General features: G+C 54.6%; 24 protein-coding genes and 2 tRNA genes. 9 read left to right on the top strand and 17 right to left on the bottom strand.

The features are described from left to right. Nucleotides 1–20: 20 nt before the first annotated feature. The 5 genes from ACQY4Z_RS23300 to ACQY4Z_RS23280 form a co-directional block, all read right to left on the bottom strand. A complete protein-coding gene (locus ACQY4Z_RS23300) occupies nucleotides 21–824 on the bottom strand; it encodes an amino acid ABC transporter ATP-binding protein (protein ID WP_133947151.1) in 804 nt (267 codons plus the stop codon). 67 nt (nucleotides 825–891) lie between these two features. Next, the gene (locus ACQY4Z_RS23295) at nucleotides 892–2,043 is read right to left on the bottom strand and encodes an amino acid ABC transporter permease (RefSeq protein ID WP_428525263.1); all 1,152 of its coding nucleotides are present in this window, start codon (nucleotides 2,041–2,043) and stop codon (nucleotides 892–894) included. Nucleotides 2,044–2,053: 10 nt separating this feature from the next. Next, on the bottom strand, nucleotides 2,054–3,259 hold the full coding sequence (locus ACQY4Z_RS23290) for an amino acid ABC transporter permease (protein WP_428529655.1): 1,206 nt from the start codon (nucleotides 3,257–3,259) through the stop codon (nucleotides 2,054–2,056). Between the two features lie 245 nt (nucleotides 3,260–3,504). Then, nucleotides 3,505–4,521, bottom strand: coding sequence for an amino acid ABC transporter substrate-binding protein (locus tag ACQY4Z_RS23285; RefSeq protein WP_209002198.1), 1,017 nt, complete (start codon nucleotides 4,519–4,521; stop codon nucleotides 3,505–3,507). A gap of 390 nt (nucleotides 4,522–4,911) precedes the next feature. After that, nucleotides 4,912–5,928, bottom strand: coding sequence for an amino acid ABC transporter substrate-binding protein (locus ACQY4Z_RS23280; RefSeq protein ID WP_428525261.1), 1,017 nt, complete (start codon nucleotides 5,926–5,928; stop codon nucleotides 4,912–4,914). Between the two features lie 233 nt (nucleotides 5,929–6,161). Between ACQY4Z_RS23280 and metC the strand changes: the two genes are divergently transcribed. Together metC and ACQY4Z_RS23270 are read left to right on the top strand one after the other, a co-directional pair. Further along, a complete protein-coding gene (metC, locus tag ACQY4Z_RS23275) occupies nucleotides 6,162–7,337 on the top strand; it encodes a cystathionine beta-lyase (protein ID WP_428525259.1) in 1,176 nt (391 codons plus the stop codon). Nucleotides 7,338–7,437: 100 nt separating this feature from the next. Beyond that, nucleotides 7,438–8,289, top strand: coding sequence for a PhzF family phenazine biosynthesis protein (locus ACQY4Z_RS23270; protein WP_428525257.1), 852 nt, complete (start codon nucleotides 7,438–7,440; stop codon nucleotides 8,287–8,289). A gap of 43 nt (nucleotides 8,290–8,332) precedes the next feature. Here ACQY4Z_RS23270 and ACQY4Z_RS23265 read toward each other — a convergent pair whose 3' ends face one another. From ACQY4Z_RS23265 to ACQY4Z_RS23250, 4 genes are all read right to left on the bottom strand, one after another. Then, nucleotides 8,333–8,647 (bottom strand): lipid-A-disaccharide synthase N-terminal domain-containing protein, encoded by a 315-nt coding sequence (locus tag ACQY4Z_RS23265; RefSeq protein ID WP_008191718.1) that lies wholly within the window; start codon nucleotides 8,645–8,647, stop codon nucleotides 8,333–8,335. Between the two features lie 63 nt (nucleotides 8,648–8,710). Continuing rightward, entirely contained in the window at nucleotides 8,711–9,472 is a 762-nt protein-coding gene (locus ACQY4Z_RS23260) for a glycosyltransferase family 2 protein (RefSeq protein WP_428525255.1), read from the bottom strand. A gap of 9 nt (nucleotides 9,473–9,481) precedes the next feature. Further along, nucleotides 9,482–10,378: a phosphatase PAP2 family protein gene (locus tag ACQY4Z_RS23255; protein WP_428525253.1), complete on the bottom strand. Its 897-nt coding sequence runs from the start codon at nucleotides 10,376–10,378 to the stop codon at nucleotides 9,482–9,484. After that, nucleotides 10,365–12,080 (bottom strand): ArnT family glycosyltransferase, encoded by a 1,716-nt coding sequence (locus tag ACQY4Z_RS23250; protein WP_428525251.1) that lies wholly within the window; start codon nucleotides 12,078–12,080, stop codon nucleotides 10,365–10,367. The genes ACQY4Z_RS23255 and ACQY4Z_RS23250 overlap by 14 nt, the downstream gene beginning before the upstream one ends. Before the next feature lie 240 nt (nucleotides 12,081–12,320). On the opposite strand from ACQY4Z_RS23250, the gene ACQY4Z_RS23245 reads away from it, so the two are divergent. Then, entirely contained in the window at nucleotides 12,321–13,157 is an 837-nt protein-coding gene (locus tag ACQY4Z_RS23245; protein WP_428525249.1) for a phosphodiesterase, read from the top strand. A 2-nt stretch (nucleotides 13,158–13,159) separates the two neighbouring features. Further along, nucleotides 13,160–13,723: a CAP domain-containing protein gene (locus ACQY4Z_RS23240; RefSeq protein ID WP_428529653.1), complete on the top strand. Its 564-nt coding sequence runs from the start codon at nucleotides 13,160–13,162 to the stop codon at nucleotides 13,721–13,723. 36 nt (nucleotides 13,724–13,759) lie between these two features. On the opposite strand, the gene ACQY4Z_RS23235 is transcribed toward ACQY4Z_RS23240, so the two are convergent. Continuing rightward, complete coding sequence (locus ACQY4Z_RS23235) at nucleotides 13,760–15,118, bottom strand: YcaO-like family protein (RefSeq protein ID WP_428525247.1); 1,359 nt, start codon at nucleotides 15,116–15,118, stop codon at nucleotides 13,760–13,762. A 289-nt stretch (nucleotides 15,119–15,407) separates the two neighbouring features. On the opposite strand from ACQY4Z_RS23235, the gene ACQY4Z_RS23230 reads away from it, so the two are divergent. Together ACQY4Z_RS23230 and ACQY4Z_RS23225 are read left to right on the top strand one after the other, a co-directional pair. Next, nucleotides 15,408–15,698: a hypothetical protein gene (locus tag ACQY4Z_RS23230; protein WP_428525245.1), complete on the top strand. Its 291-nt coding sequence runs from the start codon at nucleotides 15,408–15,410 to the stop codon at nucleotides 15,696–15,698. 83 nt (nucleotides 15,699–15,781) lie between these two features. Then, a complete protein-coding gene (locus tag ACQY4Z_RS23225; RefSeq protein ID WP_428525243.1) occupies nucleotides 15,782–16,069 on the top strand; it encodes a hypothetical protein in 288 nt (95 codons plus the stop codon). Here the strand turns inward: ACQY4Z_RS23225 and ACQY4Z_RS23220 are convergent. Together ACQY4Z_RS23220 and ACQY4Z_RS23215 are read right to left on the bottom strand one after the other, a co-directional pair. After that, a complete protein-coding gene (locus ACQY4Z_RS23220) occupies nucleotides 16,062–17,834 on the bottom strand; it encodes a BTAD domain-containing putative transcriptional regulator (protein WP_428525241.1) in 1,773 nt (590 codons plus the stop codon). The two genes, ACQY4Z_RS23225 and ACQY4Z_RS23220, sit on opposite strands and share 8 nt — an antisense overlap. Nucleotides 17,835–17,861: 27 nt before the next feature. Beyond that, nucleotides 17,862–18,086 carry a hypothetical protein gene (locus ACQY4Z_RS23215; RefSeq protein ID WP_428525239.1) on the bottom strand — a complete coding sequence of 75 codons (225 nt, stop codon included), beginning with the start codon at nucleotides 18,084–18,086 and terminating at the stop codon, nucleotides 17,862–17,864. A gap of 185 nt (nucleotides 18,087–18,271) precedes the next feature. Between ACQY4Z_RS23215 and ACQY4Z_RS23210 the strand changes: the two genes are divergently transcribed. Next, the gene (locus tag ACQY4Z_RS23210) at nucleotides 18,272–18,508 is read left to right on the top strand and encodes a hypothetical protein (protein ID WP_428525238.1); all 237 of its coding nucleotides are present in this window, start codon (nucleotides 18,272–18,274) and stop codon (nucleotides 18,506–18,508) included. A 369-nt stretch (nucleotides 18,509–18,877) separates the two neighbouring features. On the opposite strand, the gene ACQY4Z_RS23205 is transcribed toward ACQY4Z_RS23210, so the two are convergent. Both ACQY4Z_RS23205 and ACQY4Z_RS23200 read right to left on the bottom strand, forming a co-directional pair. Continuing rightward, a tRNA-Arg gene (locus tag ACQY4Z_RS23205) sits at nucleotides 18,878–18,954 on the bottom strand. A 112-nt stretch (nucleotides 18,955–19,066) separates the two neighbouring features. Then, nucleotides 19,067–19,372 (bottom strand): ETC complex I subunit, encoded by a 306-nt coding sequence (locus ACQY4Z_RS23200; protein WP_428525236.1) that lies wholly within the window; start codon nucleotides 19,370–19,372, stop codon nucleotides 19,067–19,069. 432 nt (nucleotides 19,373–19,804) lie between these two features. Here ACQY4Z_RS23200 and ACQY4Z_RS23195 point away from each other — a divergent pair, with 432 nt between their 5' ends. Both ACQY4Z_RS23195 and ACQY4Z_RS23190 read left to right on the top strand, forming a co-directional pair. Then, nucleotides 19,805–20,053, top strand: coding sequence for a hypothetical protein (locus ACQY4Z_RS23195; protein WP_428525234.1), 249 nt, complete (start codon nucleotides 19,805–19,807; stop codon nucleotides 20,051–20,053). 25 nt (nucleotides 20,054–20,078) lie between these two features. Further along, on the top strand, nucleotides 20,079–20,594 hold the full coding sequence (locus tag ACQY4Z_RS23190) for a hypothetical protein (protein ID WP_428525232.1): 516 nt from the start codon (nucleotides 20,079–20,081) through the stop codon (nucleotides 20,592–20,594). On the opposite strand, the gene ACQY4Z_RS23185 is transcribed toward ACQY4Z_RS23190, so the two are convergent. From ACQY4Z_RS23185 to ACQY4Z_RS23175, 3 genes are all read right to left on the bottom strand, one after another. Then, nucleotides 20,566–21,279, bottom strand: coding sequence for a hypothetical protein (locus tag ACQY4Z_RS23185; protein WP_428525230.1), 714 nt, complete (start codon nucleotides 21,277–21,279; stop codon nucleotides 20,566–20,568). The two genes, ACQY4Z_RS23190 and ACQY4Z_RS23185, sit on opposite strands and share 29 nt — an antisense overlap. 201 nt (nucleotides 21,280–21,480) lie before the next feature. Next, nucleotides 21,481–21,557 (bottom strand) — tRNA-Pro (locus tag ACQY4Z_RS23180). Between the two features lie 374 nt (nucleotides 21,558–21,931). Next, on the bottom strand, nucleotides 21,932–22,363 hold the full coding sequence (locus tag ACQY4Z_RS23175) for a hypothetical protein (RefSeq protein ID WP_428525228.1): 432 nt from the start codon (nucleotides 22,361–22,363) through the stop codon (nucleotides 21,932–21,934). Nucleotides 22,364–22,476: the final 113 nt, after the last annotated feature.

Genomic DNA, 22,476 nt, shown 5'->3' with positions numbered 1-22,476 from the left:
ATTTGGTTCGCCGGGATCCGTCAGTGATGCAGGATCTGGCTAAGGAACAGCTTCGTGCGCTCGTGCTGCGGATTGGTGAAGAACTCTTCCGGCTCGTTCTGCTCAACGATCTGGCCCGCATCCATGAAGATCACCCGGTTGGCAACCTTACGGGCAAAGCCCATCTCGTGGGTCACGCAAAGCATGGTCATGCCTTCTTCAGCCAAACCAACCATCACGTCGAGCACTTCCTTGATCATCTCCGGATCAAGCGCCGAGGTCGGCTCATCGAACAGCATGATTTTCGGGTTCATGCAAAGCGAACGGGCAATTGCCACACGCTGCTGCTGACCACCAGAGAGCTGACCCGGGTATTTCAGCGCCTGCTCTGGGATCTTGACCCGCTCAAGATAGTGCATCGCAATATCTTCAGCTTCCTTCTTCGGCATCTTGCGAACCCAGATCGGCGCTAAGGTGCAGTTTTCAAGAATGGTCAGATGCGGAAACAGGTTGAAATGCTGAAAGCACATGCCAACTTCGCGGCGGATCTCGTCGATCTTTTTCAGATCGTCTGTCAGTTCCGTACCTTCCACGATGATCTGACCTGCCTGGTGCTCTTCCAGACGGTTGATGCAACGGATCATCGTTGACTTGCCGGACCCGGACGGGCCGCAGATGACGATCCGTTCGCCGGACATCACACGCAGGTTGATGTCGCGCAACACGTGGAAGTCCCCGTACCACTTGTTCATGTTCTTGATTTCGATGGCGACGTCCGTGTCGGAGACCTTCATCTTGGTGCGATCGGCAGCCAAGTCATCGTCGCGTACAGCGTTTTCGGTCATTGATTTACTCCAAGAGTGTCTTTGGACCGGGGCGCAGCGATTTCATCCCGCGCGCCCCGGAAGAGCGTTATCGTTTGTGTCCGGTGTGCAGCTTCTTCTCCATATAGATGGAATATCGCGACATGCCGAAGCAGAACACGAAGAAGATGATCGCTGCAAAAAGGTAACCGGTATGGCCCTGGCTGGGTGTCGACCACGTCGGATCCGTGAAGGACGACTGAATCTGGCCAAGAAGGTCGAACATGCCGACGATCAGAACCAGTGTGGTGTCCTTGAACAGGCCGATGAAGGTGTTGACGATCCCCGGGATCACAAGCTTCAGAGCCTGCGGCAGGATGATTAGGTACATCATCGGCCAGAACCGGAGACCAAGGGCCATGGCGCCTTCATACTGCCCCTTTGGGATCGCCTGAAGACCGCCGCGGACCACTTCCGCCATGTAGGCTGCCGAGAACAGCGTCACCCCGATCAGAACCCGCAAGAGCTTATCGAAGGTCACCCCTTCCGGCAGGAAGAGTGGCAGCATCACCGAGGACATGAACAACACGGTAATCAGTGGCACACCGCGCCAGAACTCGATGAAGATGATCGAGACCAACTTGATGATCGGCATCTTGGACCGGCGACCAAGCGCGAGCGCCACACCCAAGGGAAGAGACGCCACGATACCTGTCACCGCGATGACCAGGGTCACCAGCAGACCACCCCAAACTGCAGTCTCGACAATCGGCAGAACAACGTTGTCGCCGATGACCAAACCTGTCAGCAGGAAGTAGGCAATGATCGGAAACACCACCAGAAAGAGGATCGCGTTGATCTTCTTGAACGGTGCGCTCGGGATCGCCAGTGGCACTAGGAGCAGAGCAAACAGCGCATAAACGATGTCCACCCGGTAACGCTCTTCAACCGGATACCGGCCATAGATGAATTGCGGGAAGTATGCTTCGACATACGCCCAGCAAGCGCCGCTATGGCCGCCATCTTGGGGCAGACACGCTTCACGATTGTCGCCGGTCCAGACCGCGTCGATAAACGCGAACTGGATAAACGGCGCGAGCATCGAGTAAGCGAGCAGTACCCCGATCACGGTCAGAATGGTGTTGCCGATGGACGAGAAAAGGTTTTGCCGCATCCAGCCAATAACACCGGTGGTGGAAACCGGCGCCGGCAGGAGCGGCGCCTCTTCCGTTCGAACCTGGAACATTTCAGATTTAGACATGTCGCTCTCCTTACCGTTCCACGAGCGCCATGCGCTGGTTGTACCAGTTCATGAAGGCTGAGGTGATCAGACTGAGCGACAGATAAACCGCCATCCAGATCGCAATGATCTCAATCGCCTGACCGGTCTGATTGAGAACAGTACCGCCCACGGAAACAAGGTCCGGGAAGGCAATAGCCACAGCAAGGGACGAGTTTTTCGTCAGGTTCAGGTATTGGCTGGTCAGCGGCGGAATGATGACCCGCATCGCCTGCGGAATGACCACAAGACGAAGGGTCGGACCGTTGCGCAGGCCAAGGGCATGCGATGCTTCGGTCTGGCCGTGACTGACAGCCTGAATGCCCGCCCGGACGATTTCCGCGATGAACGCAGCCGTATAGATCGCGAGAGCAGTTGTCAGAGCAAGAAACTCGGGGATCAGGTTGAAACCGACACCCAGCTCAAAACCGCGGCGCAGGACCGGACCGGTTTCAACGAAGTTCGGATGCTCCAGATACATCGGCATTCCGGTCACGAAATAGGTTATGACCGGCAACCCAATGATCAATCCGAGCGCTGTCCAGAAGACCGGGAATTGTTGCCCCGTTTCGTCCTGGCGCTTGCGTGCCCATTTGGAGACCACAACAGACGCGACAATACCAACGATCAAAGCAAAGCCGATAAAGCCGGAGCCGTCTTCCCAAATGGGCTTGGGCATCCGCAACCCGGCAATGTTCAGATGGAAGGTGTCGAACAAGGACCACTTTTCGCGCTTGCCAGGCACCGCACGCAGAACGGCGAAGTACCAGAAGAAGATCTGAAGAAGAAGCGGAACATTTCGAACCAGCTCGACGTACCAATACGCGATCTGGTTGATGACCCAGTTGTTGGACAGCCGCGCAATGCCGACGACAAATCCAATGATGGTCGCAAAAAAGATCCCGACGACTGCGACCATAAGTGTGTTGAGAAAGCCAACGAAAATCGCCTGGCCATAAGTAGACGTTTCGGCATACGGAACCAAGGATTGGATGATGCCAAAACCGGCCGTATTTTCAACGAATCCCCAACCGGAGGCAATGTTCTGCCGCTCCAGGTTGGCTACCGTGTTCGTGACTATGAAGTACCCGAAGAAGATCAAAGCTGCGATCAGGAGTGCCTGATAAAACAGCCCGCGTACCTTCGGATCATTCACCAGCGAAGCACGCGCCGGCGCCCCCGCCGAGTCCTGCTCCATGACTGACATAGAACCTCGCCCAAGTTATCACGCCCGGCATATGTGGCAGATCAAGTGTCCGCAAGCCGTGGACGTGGCGTCGTCTGCTTTCCATCTCAACGCTTGTTCAGCGTCCCCTATCGGCAGAAAGCAGGTTTGTTCCCCGCGCACTGTCCGGATGATTTCCGGTTATTTTGGCGCAGAATTTATTGAGGGTTCCGGCAGTCATGCCGCCGGAACCCCAAAAACCTCTTTAAATCAGAGGATTAGCGTACCGGCGGAGCGTACAGGAAACCACCGTTCGACCACAGAGCGTTCACGCCCCGGGAGATGCCGAGCGGAGTGTCCGGACCGACGTTGGCATTGAAGCTTTCTTCGTAGTTACCAACGTTTTTGATGATGTTGTAAGCCCAGTCGTTGGACAGGCCGATGGCCTCACCGAATGCACCTTCAGCGCCAAGCAGACGCTTGACGGACGGGTTGTCAGAACCCTTCATTTCGTCAACGTTTGCAGAGGTCACGCCCATTTCTTCGGCGTTGATCATTGCGTTGAGGGTCCACTTAGCAATGTTGAACCACTCATCGTCGCCCTGACGAACAACCGGACCAAGCGGCTCTTTGGAAATGATTTCCGGCAGAACCATGTGGTCGCCCGGGTTGGTCAGCTTCAGGCGCTGAGCGTACAGGCCGGATGCGTCCGTGGTGTAAACGTCACAACGGCCAGCGTCGTATGCAGCGACAACTTCGTCAGCTTTTTCGAAAGCGACGATTTCGTACGGCATGTTGTTCGCACGGAAGTAGTCAGCAACGTTCAGCTCGGTGGTTGTACCGGTGTTGGTGCAGACAGATGCGCCAGACAGTTCCAGAGCAGAGGTCACGCCCAGATCCTTGCGGACCATGAAGCCCTGACCGTCGTAGTAGTTGACGCCTGCGAAGTTCAGACCGAGCTGAGTGTCGCGGGACATGGTCCAGGTGGTGTTCCGGGACAGAACATCAACTTCGCCGGACTGCAGAGCAGTGAAGCGCTCTTTAGCAGAAAGCGGAGTGAATTTAACGGCAGAAGCGTCGCCGAATACTGCAGCAGCCATTGCGCGGCAGAGATCAACGTCGAGACCGGTCCAGTTCCCCTGTGCATCCGGGTTTGAGAAGCCCGGCAGACCCTGGCTCACACCACACTGGATGAAGCCTTTGCCCTTGACGTCTTCCAGCGTCGTCGCACCAGCAGCTGTCGCAGCGACACCCATAGCGGCGCCGAGTACGAGCGGAAGGATTTTGTTAGACATGGATATGCAGCCTTTATTTGTTACCCATAACTTTTATTTAGCTGGCCGGTATGAGTTGATGTCCTCTTCGCCCGACATTGCGGGCAAATTCCAGCGCAAAGCGCTGGTTCCTCCGGAAATCATCCCCCCGATCCAACAGCCCCCATACGATGGCATTTGCGTGTTCGGGTCAAGTACTTGCTGACGATATCTCGTTAAAATTCTCGGGCCGAAGTAGGATTACGGTTACCATGGCTGCACAAAACGCGAACATGTCTAGTTTCGCCTCATTGGCTGCCCATTACGTAATCATTCGTTTTGTTCGCTAAGGCTGCGTCCCCTACGGAAAGACCTGAAACGCCGCAAAGTGAGGTCCGATGCATTCGTGTAAAAGCATCGGACCAAGACCTTTTACCGAACCGGCGGGGCGTAAAGAATACCGCCGTCGAGCCAGGACGCGTTCAAACCGCGCTCAATTCCAAGCGGAGTATCAACACCAACGTTGCGCGCGAAGATTTCTCCGTAATTACCGACCGCGCTTATGATGCGGACGGCCCAGCCCTGATCAAGTCCGAGCGCACCGCCGAAGTTGCCTTCCACCCCGAGCAGCCGTTTTACAGCTGGATTATCGGACGACGCCATTTCTGCGACATTTGCCTGGGTCACACCGAGTTCTTCTGCGTTAATCAGTACGTTCAAGGTCCATTTCGCAATATTGAACCACTGGTCGTCGCCCTGCCTGACCACCGGGCCCAGTGGCTCTTTTGAAATGACCTCTGGCAAAATCATGTGCTCGGACGGATCGGTCAGCTTCAAACGGTTGGCGTGCAGACCCGATTTGTCGGTCGTGTAGACGTCACAGCGGCCGGCATCATAGGCTTGTGTCACCTCATCATTTTTTTCAAAGGCAACGACCTCGTACTCCATGCTGTTGACCCGGAAGAAGTCGGCGACGTTGAGTTCCGTCGTGGTTCCAGTCGCCGTGCAAACCGAAGCCCCGGCAAGTTCCATGGCCGATGTAATTCCAAGCTCCTTGCGGACCATCATCGCCTGGCCATCATAGTACATGACACCGGCAAAGTTGGCGCCAAGGTTCGTATCCCGGGACATCGTCCATGTTGTCGTTCGTGACAGAACGTCGATTTCGCCGGATTGCAGGGCCGTAAAACGCTCCGGTGATGACAACGGCCGGAACTTGACTGCGGTCGGGTCGCCAAGAACGGCTGCGGCGATCGCGCGGCAGTAGTCCACATCCAGACCACTCCAGTTGCCATCGCTATCCGGGTTGGAAAACCCGGGGTTGCCCTGGCTCACACCACAGGTGAAGTAACCGTTCGACTTGACCTGCTCGAGCGTGGATGCCGAAGCGGGAAAGGCGGCCCCTGAGAACGCCGCAGCGATCACCAGGCTTTTGAGAGTGTTTTTCATTTTTCAGTCCTCCTGAGGCGCGAAATAGGGCTCGCAAATCCCTGCCTTTCAAAGGACCATTGCAACAAATCACGAATACCAATGAAAAAATGTCTTGGGAAAAACAGCGATTTGACGCACTTTCGCGATCGGAAAGCCCAAGAGCATCTTTACGTAATGAGCACATTGGTATTGGGCCAGCGCTTAAACTCGATGAACGAAAAACAAGACAGCCATAACGGACTGAAGGACCCATGACGAATACCCCAGACACTAAAAGAAGCATTGAAACCGTTCTGGCGCACAGCGGCCGGGATCCGTCCGGGTTCCATGGGTTTGTCAATCCGCCAGTTGTCCATGCCTCCACCGTCCTTTATCCGGACACCAAGACCATGGTGACGGGCGCGCAGAAGTATTCCTACGCGCGCCGCGGCAATCCCACCACCGATTCCCTTGAAGACGCCTTGAAGGAAATTGAAGGCGCAGCGGGTGTGAAACTGGCCAACTCCGGCCTGAACGCCATTGCGCTAGCCATTCTATCCTGCGTGAAGGCAGGCGATCATATGCTCATCGCCGACACGTCTTACGGCCCGACCCGTCATTTTGCGGATACCGTCCTGCCAGGCCTCAACGTTGATGTTGAGTATTACGATCCGGCTGTTGGTGCGGACATCAAATCGCTCTTCAAACCGAACACGACTGCAGTCTTTACTGAGGCCCCAGGCTCCCTTACCTTCGAAATGCAGGACATTCCAGCGATTGCGTCTGCAGCGCACGAAATCGATGCGACGGTGCTGATGGACAACACTTGGGCCAGCCCGCTCTATTGCCAACCCATCACTTTCGGCGTTGATCTCTCCATTCAGGCGGGCACGAAATACATTGTCGGCCATTCCGACGTCATGCTGGGTACGATCGCAGCCAGCGAAAAAGCCTGGCTCAAACTGGACACGCTCCATGGCGCGATGGGCAGCCATGTCGGTCCTGACGATGTCTATTTGGGTTTGCGCGGGCTTCGGACCCTGTCGGTCCGTCTTGAGCGGCACCAAAAAAACACAGCCGTCGTTCTGGACTGGCTAAGGACGCAGCCGGCCATCGGAGCGATCAGATATCCCGCGCTTGAGAGCGATCCCGGCCATGAAATCTGGAAGCGAGACTTTTCTGGCGCATCCGGGCTGTGCGGTTTCGACTTTGCGGCTGGGACAACACAAGAGCAGGCCTATGCGTTTCTCGACGCCCTGACCCTGTTTGGTCTCGGATATTCCTGGGGCGGATTTGAAAGTCTTGCGATACCGGTTCGACTGAAAGGCATGCGGTCGGCGACAAATGTAGATCCAGATCTTCACTCGGTTCGCCTTCACATCGGCCTTGAAGATCCAGAGGATCTGATCAGGGATCTTGGCCAAGCACTCGACAAGGCTTTCGCATAATTGATGAATTCCATGAACAAGTTTCATGGATGGAACCTGTTGCGATCAGTCTTGCTTGTCACAAAATGGTGGGAACCGAAAACACACAAAGGCTCCCTCCATGGACATTCAGCGCATCTCCGCATTTTCAGATGGCGACACCGGCGGCAATCCGGCCGGTGTGGTCATCAGTGACATGCATCCGTCGGTCGAAGACATGCGCGCCATCGCAGCGGATGTCGGCTTTTCCGAAACCGCATTTGCTGCGCCTCAAGGCGACGGAGCCTGGCGCGTCCGCTATTTCTCGCCGCAATCAGAAGTGCCGTTTTGTGGTCACGCGACCATCGCACTCGGATCCGCCCTCACTCGTGAATTCGGTCCAGGGCGCTACAATCTTAAGCTCAATGAAGCCGAGATCTCTGTTGAAGGAAGTGTGTCAGGCGAACTCGTGGAAGCCGCTCTCCAATCGCCTCCAACACGAAGCCAACCAGCACCGGATGAAGTTGTGAGCGAGGTTTTGGATCTTTTCGGTTACACGAAAGACCAGATCGATGCCCGCATTCTGCCGGCGCTCGTTCATGGCGGCGCAGATCATTTTGCGCTGACGCTTAACTCACGCGAGGCCGTCTCGGATATGACCTATGATCAGGAAGCGGGACGTAAACTGATGGAAAAGCATGGTTGGGTCACGATTCTAATCGCCTTCAGCGAAACGCCACAACTCTTTCATACCCGCAATGCCTTTGCCTCGGGCGGGGTCTATGAAGATCCGGCAACTGGGGCGGCCAGCGCTGCCTATGCCGGTTATCTGCGGGACATTGGTTGGCCGCATCAGGGCCGCATCGAAATCAATCAGGGATTTGACATGGGGCATCCCAGCCGGATCGTTGCGGAGATCGGATCTGAAAAGGGAAGTTCAATCCGTGTTTCCGGTTCGGCCCGGGTCATGACCGAAAGCGATTTCACAGACTGATCACAGCCGGATCACTCAGAATATCACACGAGCTACGGCGCGGTCAGATTGCCGGATCGCGCCGTTTTTCCTTGAAAATCAGCCAAAGGTTCCGGAAGTAAATCACCAGTCCGAGCCCCTGCCCCAGAATGATGATCGGCTCCTTCTTGATCACACCGTATGTGAACAGCATGATCCCACCGGCGATGGAGAAGAACCAGAAAGCAATCGGCACGATGGATCGTCCGACACGTTCGGATGCCATCCATTGAACAACAAAGCGCATCATAAACATCGATTGCGCAGCCAGACCGAAGATCAGCCAAAAATCAAACTGTGCAATGAAGACTGCATGAAACCAGTCTATGAGGGCAGCCATGTCGGATTCCAGTTACCTTGATACGCCAGCGGCGCGTTTCTGCTCGGAAATTGTGGCGTCAAATTAGGTCAACGGCCGGACAACGGGAATTTTTTTGCGGCGGCGGCGCAACCACCAAACACCAAACAAATCCAGCACCCCGACCAACGCCCGGTCGAAGATACCGTATTTCGAGGTCCCGTGGCGCCGTTGCCGGTCCTGAACGTCAATATGCACCACATTGTAGCCTTCGCGGATCACCAATGCCGGGAGAAACCGGTGCCAGCTGTCAAAATACGGAAGCTGAAGGAAGACCTCACGGCGCAGCGCTTTGAGACCGCAGCCGCTGTCGCGGGTGTTGTCCTTTAAGATAGCGCCCCGCAGTTTGTTCGCGAACTTGGACGCATACCGTTTTGCAAGGCTTGCTTTCCGGCCCAGTCTTTGACCTGCAGCAAGCGCAGCAGACGGCCCTGCGGCTTCGAGCGCATCGAGCAACTGCGGGATGTATGCGGGATTGTTTTCCCCGTCTCCATCAATGGTGGCGACGACGTCACCACGCGCATGCTGAAGTCCAGTGCGCACTGCACAGCTCTGACCGCAAGACTGTTCGTGCCGAACCGGACGCAGCCAGTCATGCGTTGCCGCGTAGTCCTGAAGAACAATGTCGGTCCCGTCAGATGATCCGTCGTCGATCACAATGACTTCAAACGTCCGTCCGCTAAGTGCCGTTTCAATCTCATCCAGCAGAAGGGGAAGGTTCTCTGCCTCATCTTTGGCAGGAACAACCACGGTGACGGCAATCCCGCCCTTTGTCGCGGCCAAGGCCTCCAAATAACTCTGTGTCATGACATCCACTCAGTCCGCCTCGCTGGCCGCAGCCCGGCCCGGAACGATACGCTGCGCTCCGCGTTGTCCGCGCAAAACCTGCCAAACGGCTCGCGCGCTTGCCTTGGCCGAAATGGCTGTCATGTTCGGAACGATATTGCCGTTTTCCGCAATATGAAAACCGATCCGGCGCCGGGCCATGGCACGCACGGTGAAGAAGGTAAAGGTCATCCCGAGCAGTGTGCCGGCAATGACGTCACTTGGGTAATGCGCACCCGCCATCACCCGGGAGAATGCCAGCCAGAACGCACTGACAACAATCAGCCACCGGTAAGCCGGGAAGATGAAATAAAGCGCAGTCGCAAGGGCGGCGACAGTTGTGGAATGGCCGGATGGAAAGCTCGTGAACTTGCCGTGAAAAGCAAGGAAATCAAAATGAACGGGGCCGAAATCTTCGTACAATTTCGGACGCGCGCGCCCAAGGCTCCACTTGATGATCAGCACCACAATCCCGGACGCTGCGACCGTGTAGAAGACGAAGGCTGCATAGGTGAAGACGGCGCCGATCGCCATCCGGATCCGGAAGGCGTATCGGCCGGCGTCGAGCGCAAGCAGAAAGAGACAAGGAACACCGGTTGAAATCAGGATCCAGTCTGCCTTACCCAGATCAGTGAACGAGCGGAAGGCCGTCCGGTATTCGTTCGGCAATGAGTTTAGCCAAGGATACGTCGGCGCATCAAAGGCAACGACTGCGACACCCACCGTCAAAAGAAGAACAGCAAGGATATCTTGTGGCCGTTGGCCCGGTGGCAATGTCCGCAACTGAGCTGTACCGCGCTCCTTGCGATTGGAATAAAGGATCATGGCGCGCCGGGCATTGCCGCGCATCCGTTCCAGCACCCATTTTATCCGACTATTGCTGCTCATTGCCGCCTTGTGTGTCTGTTGCGTCCGCGGCCGACTGATAGAGCGCAATATCGACATCATCGCCGCCGTTGATATTCAGGCCGTCTACCCTTTTTCGCACCATGGGGACAAGACCCTTCTCCTTGGCTGCGGCCAAAAACGCTTCTTCATGCCGGCTCTCGATTGCTGCGATCCGGCAAACACCACTCTCCCCTGGCTTAACTTGCGCAAGGAAATCGGCGGCTTCAGCCTCCGGCACGATCTTGGTGTTGGTCCCTTCCAGGAAGATAAAGCTCGGTTCATGGAAACCGGTCGTGACCACTTGCCGGGTATCCCGATTTGCGCACCCCGGGATCTCGTCCATCGCAGTCACAAGGCGCGGACTGACCCAGATCGTGGTCAGTGCCGGTCCTGAAAAACCCCATACACCGATGGCAACGCAAATTGCGGTCAGCGTTGTAGCGGGCAGAGCATAGAGCGCCGGTCCACGGAGCAGACGGCTTGCGGCAAAGACGGCAAACACAGCGCCAATCCCGGTGACAATCGCCCCTGGAGGGGACGGCCAGATACCAAGCGCAAACGGGCCTCCAAAGGCGGCGGCCGCAATTCCTATGGCCGGCACCGCCAACAAGATCGCCGCCACCCAACGTAGCCACTTCGCGGATTGGGAACCGGCGCCTTCGATCAGGGCCGCCGCCACAGGCAAAATTAGAGCGGGCATCAAGGGCATGGTGTAATGCGGCAGCTTCGTCGCAACGAGTTCAAACACCACCCAGCTTGGGAAAAACCAGCAAGCTGCAAAGATCACCAAAGGACTTTTCCGCTCGCGCCACATCATCGGCAATGCAAGCAGGAAGAACGCCGGAAGCGGCCAAAAGACACCAAACATGGCACCGAGATGGGTCAGCGGCGGGGCCCCATGCCCTTCCTGCCCTTCAGACACCTTGCCGAGCAGATCCTTGCCGATCGCCTCTGTAAAAAAAGTGCCGTCTGTTGCGATCCAAATGGCGACGAACCATGGCAAGACCAGCAGGAAAAACCAGATGAAGCCGACAAGCGGGACGGCCCCCTTGAACCAGCTCAAATTGCGGCTGGTGATGATCAGGCCAACAACCGTGAACCCGACGACCATCGGGCCAACTGGTCCCTTGACCAAGACACTTGCCGCAAGCGCGGTCCAGAACACAAAAGCGAGCCCCCAAGCCCTATCGGAGCTGTTCCTCAGCCAAAGGCGCGCCAAGGCACCTTGGGCAATGACAATTGTCGCAAAAAGGGTGGCATCGGTTTTGGCAAGCCGCGCTTCAACGCCAAGGATAATGGCAAGCACAACAAAGGAACCAGCAACGAGCGCTCCTGAGGGGCCCATGAACGCTCTTGCCAACCAGAAAACCGCCAGAACGCCCAATGTCGCTCCGATAATGGACGGCAAACGATACACCCAAAGCGACGCAGACGCATCATGACCTGTCAGTTTGACTGCAGCTGCCTGCAGCCAATAAATGCCAACCGGCTTCTTGTGACGCGCCTGATCCTGGAACCGAATGTCGACATAGTCGCCGGTTTCGAGCATTTGCTTGGTCGCTTGCGTGAAACGCGGCTCATCGCGGTCCAGCGGCGGCACAGTCCACTGACCTGGAACGAACAAAACAAGCGCTAAGGCAAGCAGCAAGAGCGGTGCGGTCACATCATGGCCGAAGATACGCAGCCATATCGGCTTTTTCATTTGATTTCCGGACTTTTCCGGATCCTGCTCCGGTTGCGCGCTGTTTGCCGCTGCCGATTGCGTTTCTGCCATTACGACCCGATTCCGCAAGGATCAAACGGGCTTGATCCCAGCCTTTCAAAAAGAATGTGTGTGCATCTCCTACATGAGCTTTTTGAAAAGGGAAACACTGCTTGCACCCAAACTCTGTGAAGCTATCGTCATGGGGACGATTCCTCGCAACATTCCTTTGGCAATCATATGGCACTCATTGCACATATTACCGATTTGCATCTTCGTCCGCGCGGACTTGCCTGCTATCGCGTCTCCGATACCAACATGCTGGCGGAACGGGCGATCCCGGCCTTGAACGGCCTGACGCCACGCCCGGACGCAGTTGTTTTGACCGGAGACCTCACAGACAAAAGCGATCCGCGGGAATATGCACTTGCCCGGCAGATCCTGTCGCGGCTCGCCATGCCAGTGTTCATGATCCCCGGCAATCATGACGGCAGCGCCGATATGCGGCGCGAGATGTCGGGGTTTCCGGGTATGGATGGCGATGTAGAGGGCAAGCTCTGCTACACCGCCGACATTGGCGATCTCCGGCTTATCGCGCTTGATACCAACATTCCCGGCAAACCGAATGGCGAACTCGGCACACCGCAGCTGAATTGGTTGTCAGATCGTCTCTCGGAGGACAATCGGCCGACGCTCATCGCCCTCCACCACCCGCCTGCCCTCAGCGGCATTCAGCACATGGATGCGATTGGCTTGAATGACGCCGGTGCGCTCGCAGAGGTGATCGGCCCGCATAAGCACATTCAGCGGCTGCTTTGCGGTCATCTGCACCGCCCGATCATCGCGGAGTTCGCAGGCAAGATCATGACGCTCGCCCCCAGTACGGGCCACCAGGTCGTCTTGGATTTGACCGAAGATGGGCCGCCGATGTTCAACTTCGAACCGCCCGCATATTTCCTTCATCACCATACGCCGCAAGCAGGCACAGTGACCCATATGGCTTATGTCGAGGCATATCCCGGACCGCATCACTTCTTTGCCGATGAGGGTGTTTCCTGGCCCGGAGATGACGCGTGACAATGATTTTCGGCAGCCAGAGAAACAGAGCTATTCAGTGCCTGCGCACCCTGCCCTTGGTCTTGCTCTTTGTTTTCTTGGCAGGCTGCGGTGCGCTGCCTGGCGGTCAAGGCGAATTGGAAGACCGGCCGGTCTTTACAGATGTCGATGTCAGCACCTCTTCTCTCATGGCGATGGTGAACGCCTATCGCGCAAAGAATGGTCTTCCGGCCTTGCGTCACGATCCAGCGCTTGATGGTGTCTCGCAAGACATGGCGCGGCATATTGCCAAACGCGACAGCATGGACACCTGGCAGCACAGCGCCTTTGGCCTTTCCCAGCGGCTCGACAAGGCGCGTTACCCAAATTACGCAGCTGCAGAGAACCTTGGTGCCGGTTATGCGGATCTGCCTGCAGCTTTTCGCGGCTGGCAAGGTTCCGAAGGCCACAACAAGAACTTGCTTAATCCGTATGTGACGCGTGTTGGCATTGCCCGCACCAATCGCAGCAATGGAAAATGGCGGAATTTCTGGGTCATGACGCTGGCGCGGCCGCAAGCCGACGGTCGGCCGGTCCCCGTCAACTAACAAACTACAACACGATCAAAGTGCTGTTGAGCATGGCTAGAATGGGAACGGGCGCTCTGCGAAGACCTCTTCCCGTTCAGGTTCAGTGCGCAATCCGCGCTCGACCACGCCTTTAAAGAGCCTGTCTTTGCCAAACCGCGGCTGCCATGTGCACAATTCGGGTGAGAACAGTTTGATGCAGGGCACACCAAGATCCGGACGAGTCGCATCAAACTCCCAAACTGTAATTCCCTTCTGCCGCAAGGCCTCCAACAATCCGTCATAAGTAAAGACTTCGGCTTCAGAAAAAGAAGCCGCTACCGAGGCTTCTCCAACTGGCCAATCATCCTGGATCGATCTCTCGCGGGCATACCGAAGCTGAGATGGAATTTTGCTGCCTTGCTCATGGGGACGATCTGGGTACGCAGTCTCCATCGCAGACAACGAGATTTCTCCCTGCAGCATTTCGGTGATCGCTCCGAACATCGCTGATCCGAGATCCCATTCGGCACAAGCACCAAACGCTGCCGCGTGACCATCACCGCGGTGTGAAATGGCAACGGCAACATGGACCGGTAAATCGGTTTCGACCCTGCAAATCGTTGTCTTTCGGCGGCGCTCAGACAGATATTTCATCAAGTCGTCAGAAATTTTTTCACGCAAAACCGCACTAGGTAGCAATGTTATCCCCAGACGGTTGTACCAGGCTTGAGCCACGGCGTCGCGCTCTATGAGCTCCAAAAGCGCCCGCTCCCGAGCCCCTTCCAGATCAGACCAGACGGCGCAACCGACTGTTGACGAAACGCCCACCTTAAGGCCTGTTTCCAGAACAGTTTCTCCGAATAGCGCCGCGAATGCGGGCAACTGCGCTGCCGTCCCGTTTGACAAGTTGCTCACACGGATGCGCCGATTGCTCAACCCGCCCCAGTCGATTACAGCACCCTGCGAGGCGGCATGTGCTCCCATTCGCACACGAAGCAAATCACTGTTCTGAGCCTTACTAAATCCCAATATCCCAGCAAGGTCTGCATCACCTTCACCTTGCGTAAGGCTGCTCACACGTGGATCGCCTTGCCCTAGAGAATAAAGGGTTAATCTTTCGGCAACCTCACCAATACAACCAATAGCTGCACCTTCTTTTGTATCTGCTTGCCCTCCGGCGGCGAAGGAAACGATCGCACTTTCGGCCCGCTGCGCACCGGAGTGTTGAGGGGTAAAAACTGCGGTCCAAAAATGAATTGGACAGTCCGGCAGAGAGACCGGCACCAAGCGAACGCGGCCAGCTCGCAAGACCGGTTCAAACAGCCGGAGAGCTTGTTCGGCTAACGGACCGGCCGGTTTCAAATCCCCCCCCGTTTTGACGATTAGGCCGGCACTCAAAAGCCCGTTCAGAACCTCCGACTTCAAACCATGCATGGTTCCCCTCCGCATAAGGGCGTCCTCTGACTAAAGCATTTTCGAGAATGCCATCAAGTATATAGTTTCACCAACTGACTCATTAGAAATTGTCCTTAGGTAGTAATTACGTTTTTTCATTGTCTTGGAAAATTATTGATGCATTACTTTGAAACAGGATCAAGTAATCTAGAGTTATGAATATCACTAGACGCGACTCACAATGATTACAATCCATATATGGGACTATATTTACTTATTATCCCAGAAATATAAAAAAATATACAACCTTTTAAACTGGAGGCTTAGCATGCACACCGTTTCAACTACCGATCGCGACCTGACTGTTGGTTCGAAACTTGGCGAAATCATTCAGAACCCGGCGGAACGCACAAATTTTTTAGAAAACCCGGAAACCACGCTCGCAGAACTTGGCCTGGCAACGGACGTAAAAATTTATGCCGACACCGCCGACAAAGTGCATCTGATCATTCCGGCAGAGGTCGATGAGGCCCGTGTTGCAGCCGGTGATGAGACATATTTTGAAGAACTTGGTCGCCTTGCTCTTGCTGGCTGCCATTATGAGGAAATGCCGGACTGATTGACAACAATCAGTCCAGCATCCGCGACCGGGGGCCACCAACCTCGGTCGCGCATTTATTTGCTCATTTGGAGGACGTCCCAGTGGCCCGCATTCCTTACTACAGAAGTAATATCGCAGAGCTTGGTAGAGTCCTTGCGACAGCGCGAACAGACAAAAACTTCCGGCAAAAATTCATGGAGAACCCGAAATCCGTTGTGGCCGAGATTGGTTTTCCGGCTGCCGTAAATTCACTTATGGAATTTGAGGTGGTGGACGCAGCTACTGATAAGGCAACGGTACTACCTTATCGATTAAATCAAAAACGCTTAGACGAACGTGATGCAACGTATCTTTTATCAATCGCTCATGGTTTCACGTCCATTAACTAATGGAGGCACGATCACCAAAAAAGTATCTTTTTACAAGATCAACGCCTCTGTCATAGTTGGCGCGTGTTTTGGGGTCATTATAGAAGTTTAGGCGATTTCCAAACCGTTGCGGTCCTTGGGCAATCAATCCGTTCTTAAAAAAGGTATTCGTATAAATATCGCTGTTCCGCTGCAACAAATCGATCGCTTCGGATTGTTTTCCAGCGCACACTAAAGACGCAATGCGCGTGGTCAAGCCAGATATGCTATCGAAAGAGGCCCTTTCAATCATTTTTGCGGCGGTTTCGAAGTCTTCGGCCGCGAAAAATACATGAGAGTAGTACTCGTAGAACACTCGCGGCACGGTAGTGAACAGATTCATTGCAAGTTCTGCCTTTGCACGTGCCTCTTCCACGCTACCGGAAAAAGCTAACCCCTCTGCAACAGACATAATATTTATCGGGTCAACACTGTTCAATCGACCCGCCTGTATAAAGGCCCGACGGGCTTCATCCGCCATATTTGATTGGATGAGAGCCCACCCAAATGCACGTTGGTTTATCGGTTGCCACGGATCAAGCGCAACTGCGTGCTCAGCCAAGGAGAGAATTTCGTTGAGTGGCAAAGTCGGTGTTTCATTTTCGATATAGTAATAAACTAGTTGCTTAAGGTTAATCAGCGCCTTCCCCGAGTAAGCCATGGAAAACGTGCTGTAACGTCTTTCAATGTCATTCAGAATTTCCAGAGCTTTTTGATCGGAATGAGGATTGAACTCGATCATTAGCGCTTCAGCTTGACACCAACGCGCGAATGCTGACGTATTTTTCGGATTACGCAGCTTCTTTGTTACAAAGTTATAGATGCGGCCAATAGTATGGCTCGCAGCCATTTGAACACTGTCCCATTCATTCAAGTCAACAATTTCACTGAAAACGATACGCCCCTCCGCGCGGTCTTCAAATTGGATTGAGACATTTCCACTGCGCTCATTATGCCGGAACCTGAGTAGAAAACTGCCCGCTTCATCACTCTGTAACAGCACGGGCTGGGGTCCATCAGTATCTCCAAAATACTCAGCATGATAAAGATCGAACGATCGGTAGGCAGATAGCCCGCCAACGATTTCTTCTCTCAGATACAATCCCTCAGTTTTCGTGATGTTGTTCAGTTCTGTTGAAACGATAGAGATTTGCGGCAAAAAGAATGCATTGTCGCCGACAATAGAATCGGTTCGAGAAGGTTTCTTATCATCTCCCTGCAAAGCCTGCGTATACTTACCGCCCCCAGATTCCGGTCGATTAGTTGGCGGCTCCCACTTGGTGGCACCCGACAACAAATCCCGGGTTTCCTGTTCCGGCTCACCGTCCAGCTCTTTCAGCTCGCGCTCACAGGCGCGCAACTGCTGTTCCGCACGCTCCCGTTGGCCGCTGTTCAAATAGATTCGGATCAGCGCGCGGTGGGCCGGCTCAAAAGCGGGGTCCATGTGCAAAAGGAAATGCGCCGCATCCTCCGCCCCTTGTGTTGCGGCGGCAGTTGACGCCCCGGAGAGATGCTTCAGCGTGGCATCAATCACCTCATCCCGGATACGCTGACGCTCAATCAGCAGCCACTCGGTAAACACAGGGTCGATATCTTCAAACCCGGCCAGATAGTCTCCGCGCCACAAACCACGCGCTGCGTCGAAATCCGGCGAATCGGACGTGTTTAGGAGGTCTAGAAGACGCGCCAAATCGGTTGGCAGGCTTCCCGTTGAGATCTGGATGTGTCCGCTTTCGGACTTGACCACATCGAGCCCGGCAATTTTTTCGGCGGTTTACAACTGTTTTAGGGCTTGACGCAGAGATTGCATGCCTTTGTGTCCGGCCGCACTGCTCCAAAGCAGATCGGCGACAGCTTCCCGGGATGCGCTCAAATCACTGATCCGGCTAACATACCCCAGGATGGCAAGGGCCTTGCGGGTTTTGATCGCAACCGGGTCGCCGCCAGCCCCTTTCAGCATTGGCCGTCCGAGGCCTGCAAAGTGTGGACCCTCAATCATCTCCAGTCTGCATCCTTCGCATTTGTCAACTTTGACATTAGCCCCACAACCCAGAATGTTGCGCCGCATGAAATGCACGATTACTCTATCACGGTTGTTTCACGCTTCAAGAACAACATAGACATCTCGAAAGGTTCCCAAGGTGCGGGAAACCTAAAAAGGCAAGAACACTGGTGGGTGGTAATATGTCTCAGTCCAACGTAAAAAATGATGCAAAGCTTGAACAGGAACCTCCCGTAGAGGCCATCAAACGCATGATCCGGTACACGCAGAAAGAAGCCGACAAGGACGGGCGGACCTTTTGCTCCTATTTCTTGGACATGGCACTTCAGTCACTTGAAGACGGCAGCGAAGATCTCGACACCATTTTGAAATCCAAGGTGACGCCCCTGATGGTCAATCAAACCAGCACCGGCACCTGAGCCTGGCCCCATCACGACCTCATGTTGCGGCAGGTTGAACTCTTGGTACGCCGAAGACCGTGCCGCAACACAACGCTCCAAACACTGACCGGGACGCGGGATCCCGGTCTTTTTTTGGCCCAAAAACCACAGGCCAATGATTGCGACAACCATGCAACCGGAAGCGGAGCCAGCCGCAGCGCCGAACATACGGTTTGCGCTTGGCCCTCCAAGGGCTTGGCAACACTCTCACACATGTGCAGGCACGAAGACGTTGGCGCTGGAACACAGCCAGTTGCTGGACAGAAAATGAACCGACAGTCCCGCACCCTACCGTACTGGCGCGGGACAAAATCGAAATAACTTATTATTTTCAATTAGTTATAAAAATGGCGACCCCGGCAGGATTCGAACCTGCGACCATTCGCTTAGAAGGCGAGTGCTCTATCCAGCTGAGCTACGGGGCCGTGACCAAACCTGAGGCCAGTCCTTTGTGCGGCAAATCCGCTTGACCTGTCGACAGCAAATCCCTGATTTCAACAAGGAAATCATTGGAAGGCCTGCGGCAATTCAAACTCTTTAGTGTGTCCAGGGCGCCACTCTGTCAAACTTGAAATTGTCAGAATAGGCCGCACCACGCACCACGCGCGCCTGCGATTTCTCGACCCGGAACGGAATACCCTGCCGCTTGGCATACGCCACTGCCTCTTCCTGGCTTTCAAAAACCATCCGAACCTGCTGCTTCATGTCCGACGATGAAGTGTACCCCATTAGAGGTTCTACAGACTTGGCAACTTCGGGTTCAAAATCCAGCACCCATCTTTGCGTTTTTGCCTTGCCCGATTGCATCGCCGTCTTGGCCGGCCGGTAAATGCGCGCCACCATTCGTCGTATCCTGTTCCAAGTTCGAACATGTTGCGGATTTCAACGTTGCTTGTTCACTCCTTTGCCGCGGAAGTCAATATCTGGATATCAACTGTCCTGTAATCCCCTTCCTGTTGCCCAACGTTTGTGGCTGGATGCGCGTTCTCTTCGAACCGGAACAATCACCGGCGGGCATTTCACTCCGAAATTCTGATAGGCATGAAAAACCTGATTAACGATAGCACCGAAACCGGCAGCCGGACGTGAACGGGGCATAGCGCCGAGGTACAACCTATGCTATCAATTGACCTAACGTGAGAAAGTTACGAGTGCACACTGCTGAAGAGTTCTGAAGCCTGCATTGCTTGGCAATAAAAACGGAACAACGGCAAAGATGGTGTCCGGTGCCCCATAACAATCAGACCGAACACCCAACGAAAAGGAAGGCCCGTCATGCAACATCATTTCCAGAATCTCTTTGGTCTAAAGACCGATAACGGGATTACGGTTGAGCTACCCGAAACAAGGCATTTGGACCCAATAGGGCTGCGCGCTGACATTGAAGCTGCAAATCTCAGCGAGATGTGGAGCATGATTTTAACACTCGATTATGCCGTTGAGGACGTCGCAGACCTTCCGCCTGAGAAGCAAGAGGAATTCCTCAACGTCATGTCATTGCTATTGTCGGCGTTCAACCGGTAACACAGATAACAGGTGTCGTAATACTGTGCTAACACGTCCGGCCTCAACATTCACGGAACTTGGGACCAAGGTAATAGAACAGGGCCTTGCCGACCCGAAACTGTCTGAATTTTATGAAGCGATACAATCTGCGTCGCATCAGGCCACGCCGGACACACTCAAACCTTATATCAACTACCTGAGCCTGTGCTCTGACAAGGTTTCTGAGACCGCACCACCCCCGATTTTCTATGTCGGACGCGATTCCAGTCAAAGATTGCTGTTCGGCGAACAGTGGGCGAGCCCGGAGGCCGGCAGTAGCCCGGCAACCGGATTGCGCACACCGGATTTGGATCTGGAAAAGGCTTCTGCCGACGCCTACAAGTCAGCGCTCAACCTGCGGCCATATTACGGCTATGCACGCACGCTGCTCTCCCTCGACGGCGAGACCTACGAAATCGCATTCGAACGGCTGATTGTAGGTATTCGGCCGGCTCCGGCGGCGACTTATCAGATCTGCGCCTATTATGGCGTCATTCAGGATCTGCAACGCCGTCTGTAGATGCGAGTGTCTGCGCAAGGCCGATAAGGTCGCTGCGGGTTGAATACACCAGCCAGTCATCCGGCCGGATGTGTCCTGGAGGCAGGTCCCAATGGGTGCCGCGCGGCACAAATCGCCTGTAGCCAACCCGGATGCCAAATCCCTTTTCAGCGGCAGATGCTGCCATCAAGCCGTACAGATAGTCGGGTGACCACTTCAGCAGAGCGACAAGAAAACCAAGTTGGGTCAGCGGCTCGGCGAGCCCCTTTCCGCGCACATCCCGGCGCAGCCACAAATTGCCGTGATACACGATTCTGCCACGGAGAAAATACGCATCATGCGCATGTTCGGTGCCAAACCGCGCCTGCGGGTTCGGGTCAACGAATATCCGCCTCTGCTGTTGCTCCCAGTGTTCGGCAAGGCTGCGGTCCTGCAGGTCTTCCACCTTCGCCGCCTGAACGGAAACAACATTCCCATGATCATTGACCGCGCCGATCCAAAATGCCGTTGACCCGTGGAGATCAAAAAAACGGGGTGAGAAGTCTTCCATCAGATACTTGTCTTCGGTCTTGCGAATGGTCTTCTCAAAGGCGCTGAAATCGCTGCTTTCCTTTACAGTAAGCCCACTGCGCGTAATTTGCGCCTTGACCGCGGCGATCGCTGCCGCAACCTCCAATGTCGTCTGGTGTTTTGGATCGCTGATCATCTTGCCCTGCTTACAACGGGCAAAGCGGTCCTGCCGCTCTTCTCCCCGTCCCCACAGCAAGGGTGATACACGGCTGAGGGATGCACAAGAAAAAGAGCACAACTTCCCCGATTTCCTCAAAGACGAGCTTGAATCCGCCCAAATCCAAACAATTGACCGCTTATCCGGTTTGCCGGCAAGGAAATATAAAGAGGAGAGAAATGGTCGGGGCAGCAAGATTCGAACTTGCGACCCTCTGGTCCCAAACCAGATGCGCTACCAGGCTGCGCTATACCCCGACGTCCTGATTTCGCTGGGTTTATAGCTCTGAGACGGTGCCGTCAAGCGAGAACAGACCGTGAAAATATGTCCTTTGTGGACAAGTTCTGACGAAAGAGTCCCGAAATAGTACCGAAATCGGTTCTCGCTCTGTTCCTTATCCGAACTGCATGTCTGGGGCTTCGTTATTCTCGAGTGGTTCGGCCTTGCCTGCGGCTACTTGGGGTCAATTCCCTAGAGGCTGTTTCTCCGCACTCTTGACGGGGTGCTGATACCCAACATGGCCAAACCATGCGCAGCCGCCGACAAGACTGAATCGCTCCCCCATTAGACCCCAATGTATTCCGTCAACGGATGCGCCCAACTCAAGAGACAACGCATAAATATGAGCACCTCAAGTTGACAAAACGCACTGCACCACTGCTCCCCCTGGCTTCCCGGAAAACTTCGTAGACGAAATCCCGTGACCGTAATACCAGGCCCACTGCTTCAACTCACCAGTAATGTACATAACCGAAGCATGACTACCAGGAGGAACAGACGTATATCCAGATATCCAGCAGTCACCTTGCTGAGTTGTAAAAGGCTTATTATTCCAATAAATCAGGTAAACATGCCCCTTAACTTTTCCTATTGTACGAACATAAGGAAGAACAACCAATACCGAGTGACGCCCCACAAAAGATAAATCCACTCTTGTGCTTGCGCTTGGCTTCACCTCCAGAAATCGAAGCGGCCAGGGTTCGGCGACAGCAGAAATTATCAAGAGGATCGACACGACAAATGCCGTAAATGCGCGCACACCCATAGAGAGTATTTTACTCATTCCGACCTCCTCTGAAAATCCTCTCCGTGATTGGCAATGTGGTCTCTTTAAAGCCAAGCAAAGATTACTTTCACTAAGCACCAAAAAGAGACCCAAACGCGCGCCAAACCCTT

Origin of the sequence: Roseibium sp. (genome assembly GCF_965276855.1) — a bacterium.
Classification (GTDB): domain Bacteria; phylum Pseudomonadota; class Alphaproteobacteria; order Rhizobiales; family Stappiaceae; genus Roseibium.
This window is presented reverse-complemented; position numbering and strand designations above follow the sequence as displayed.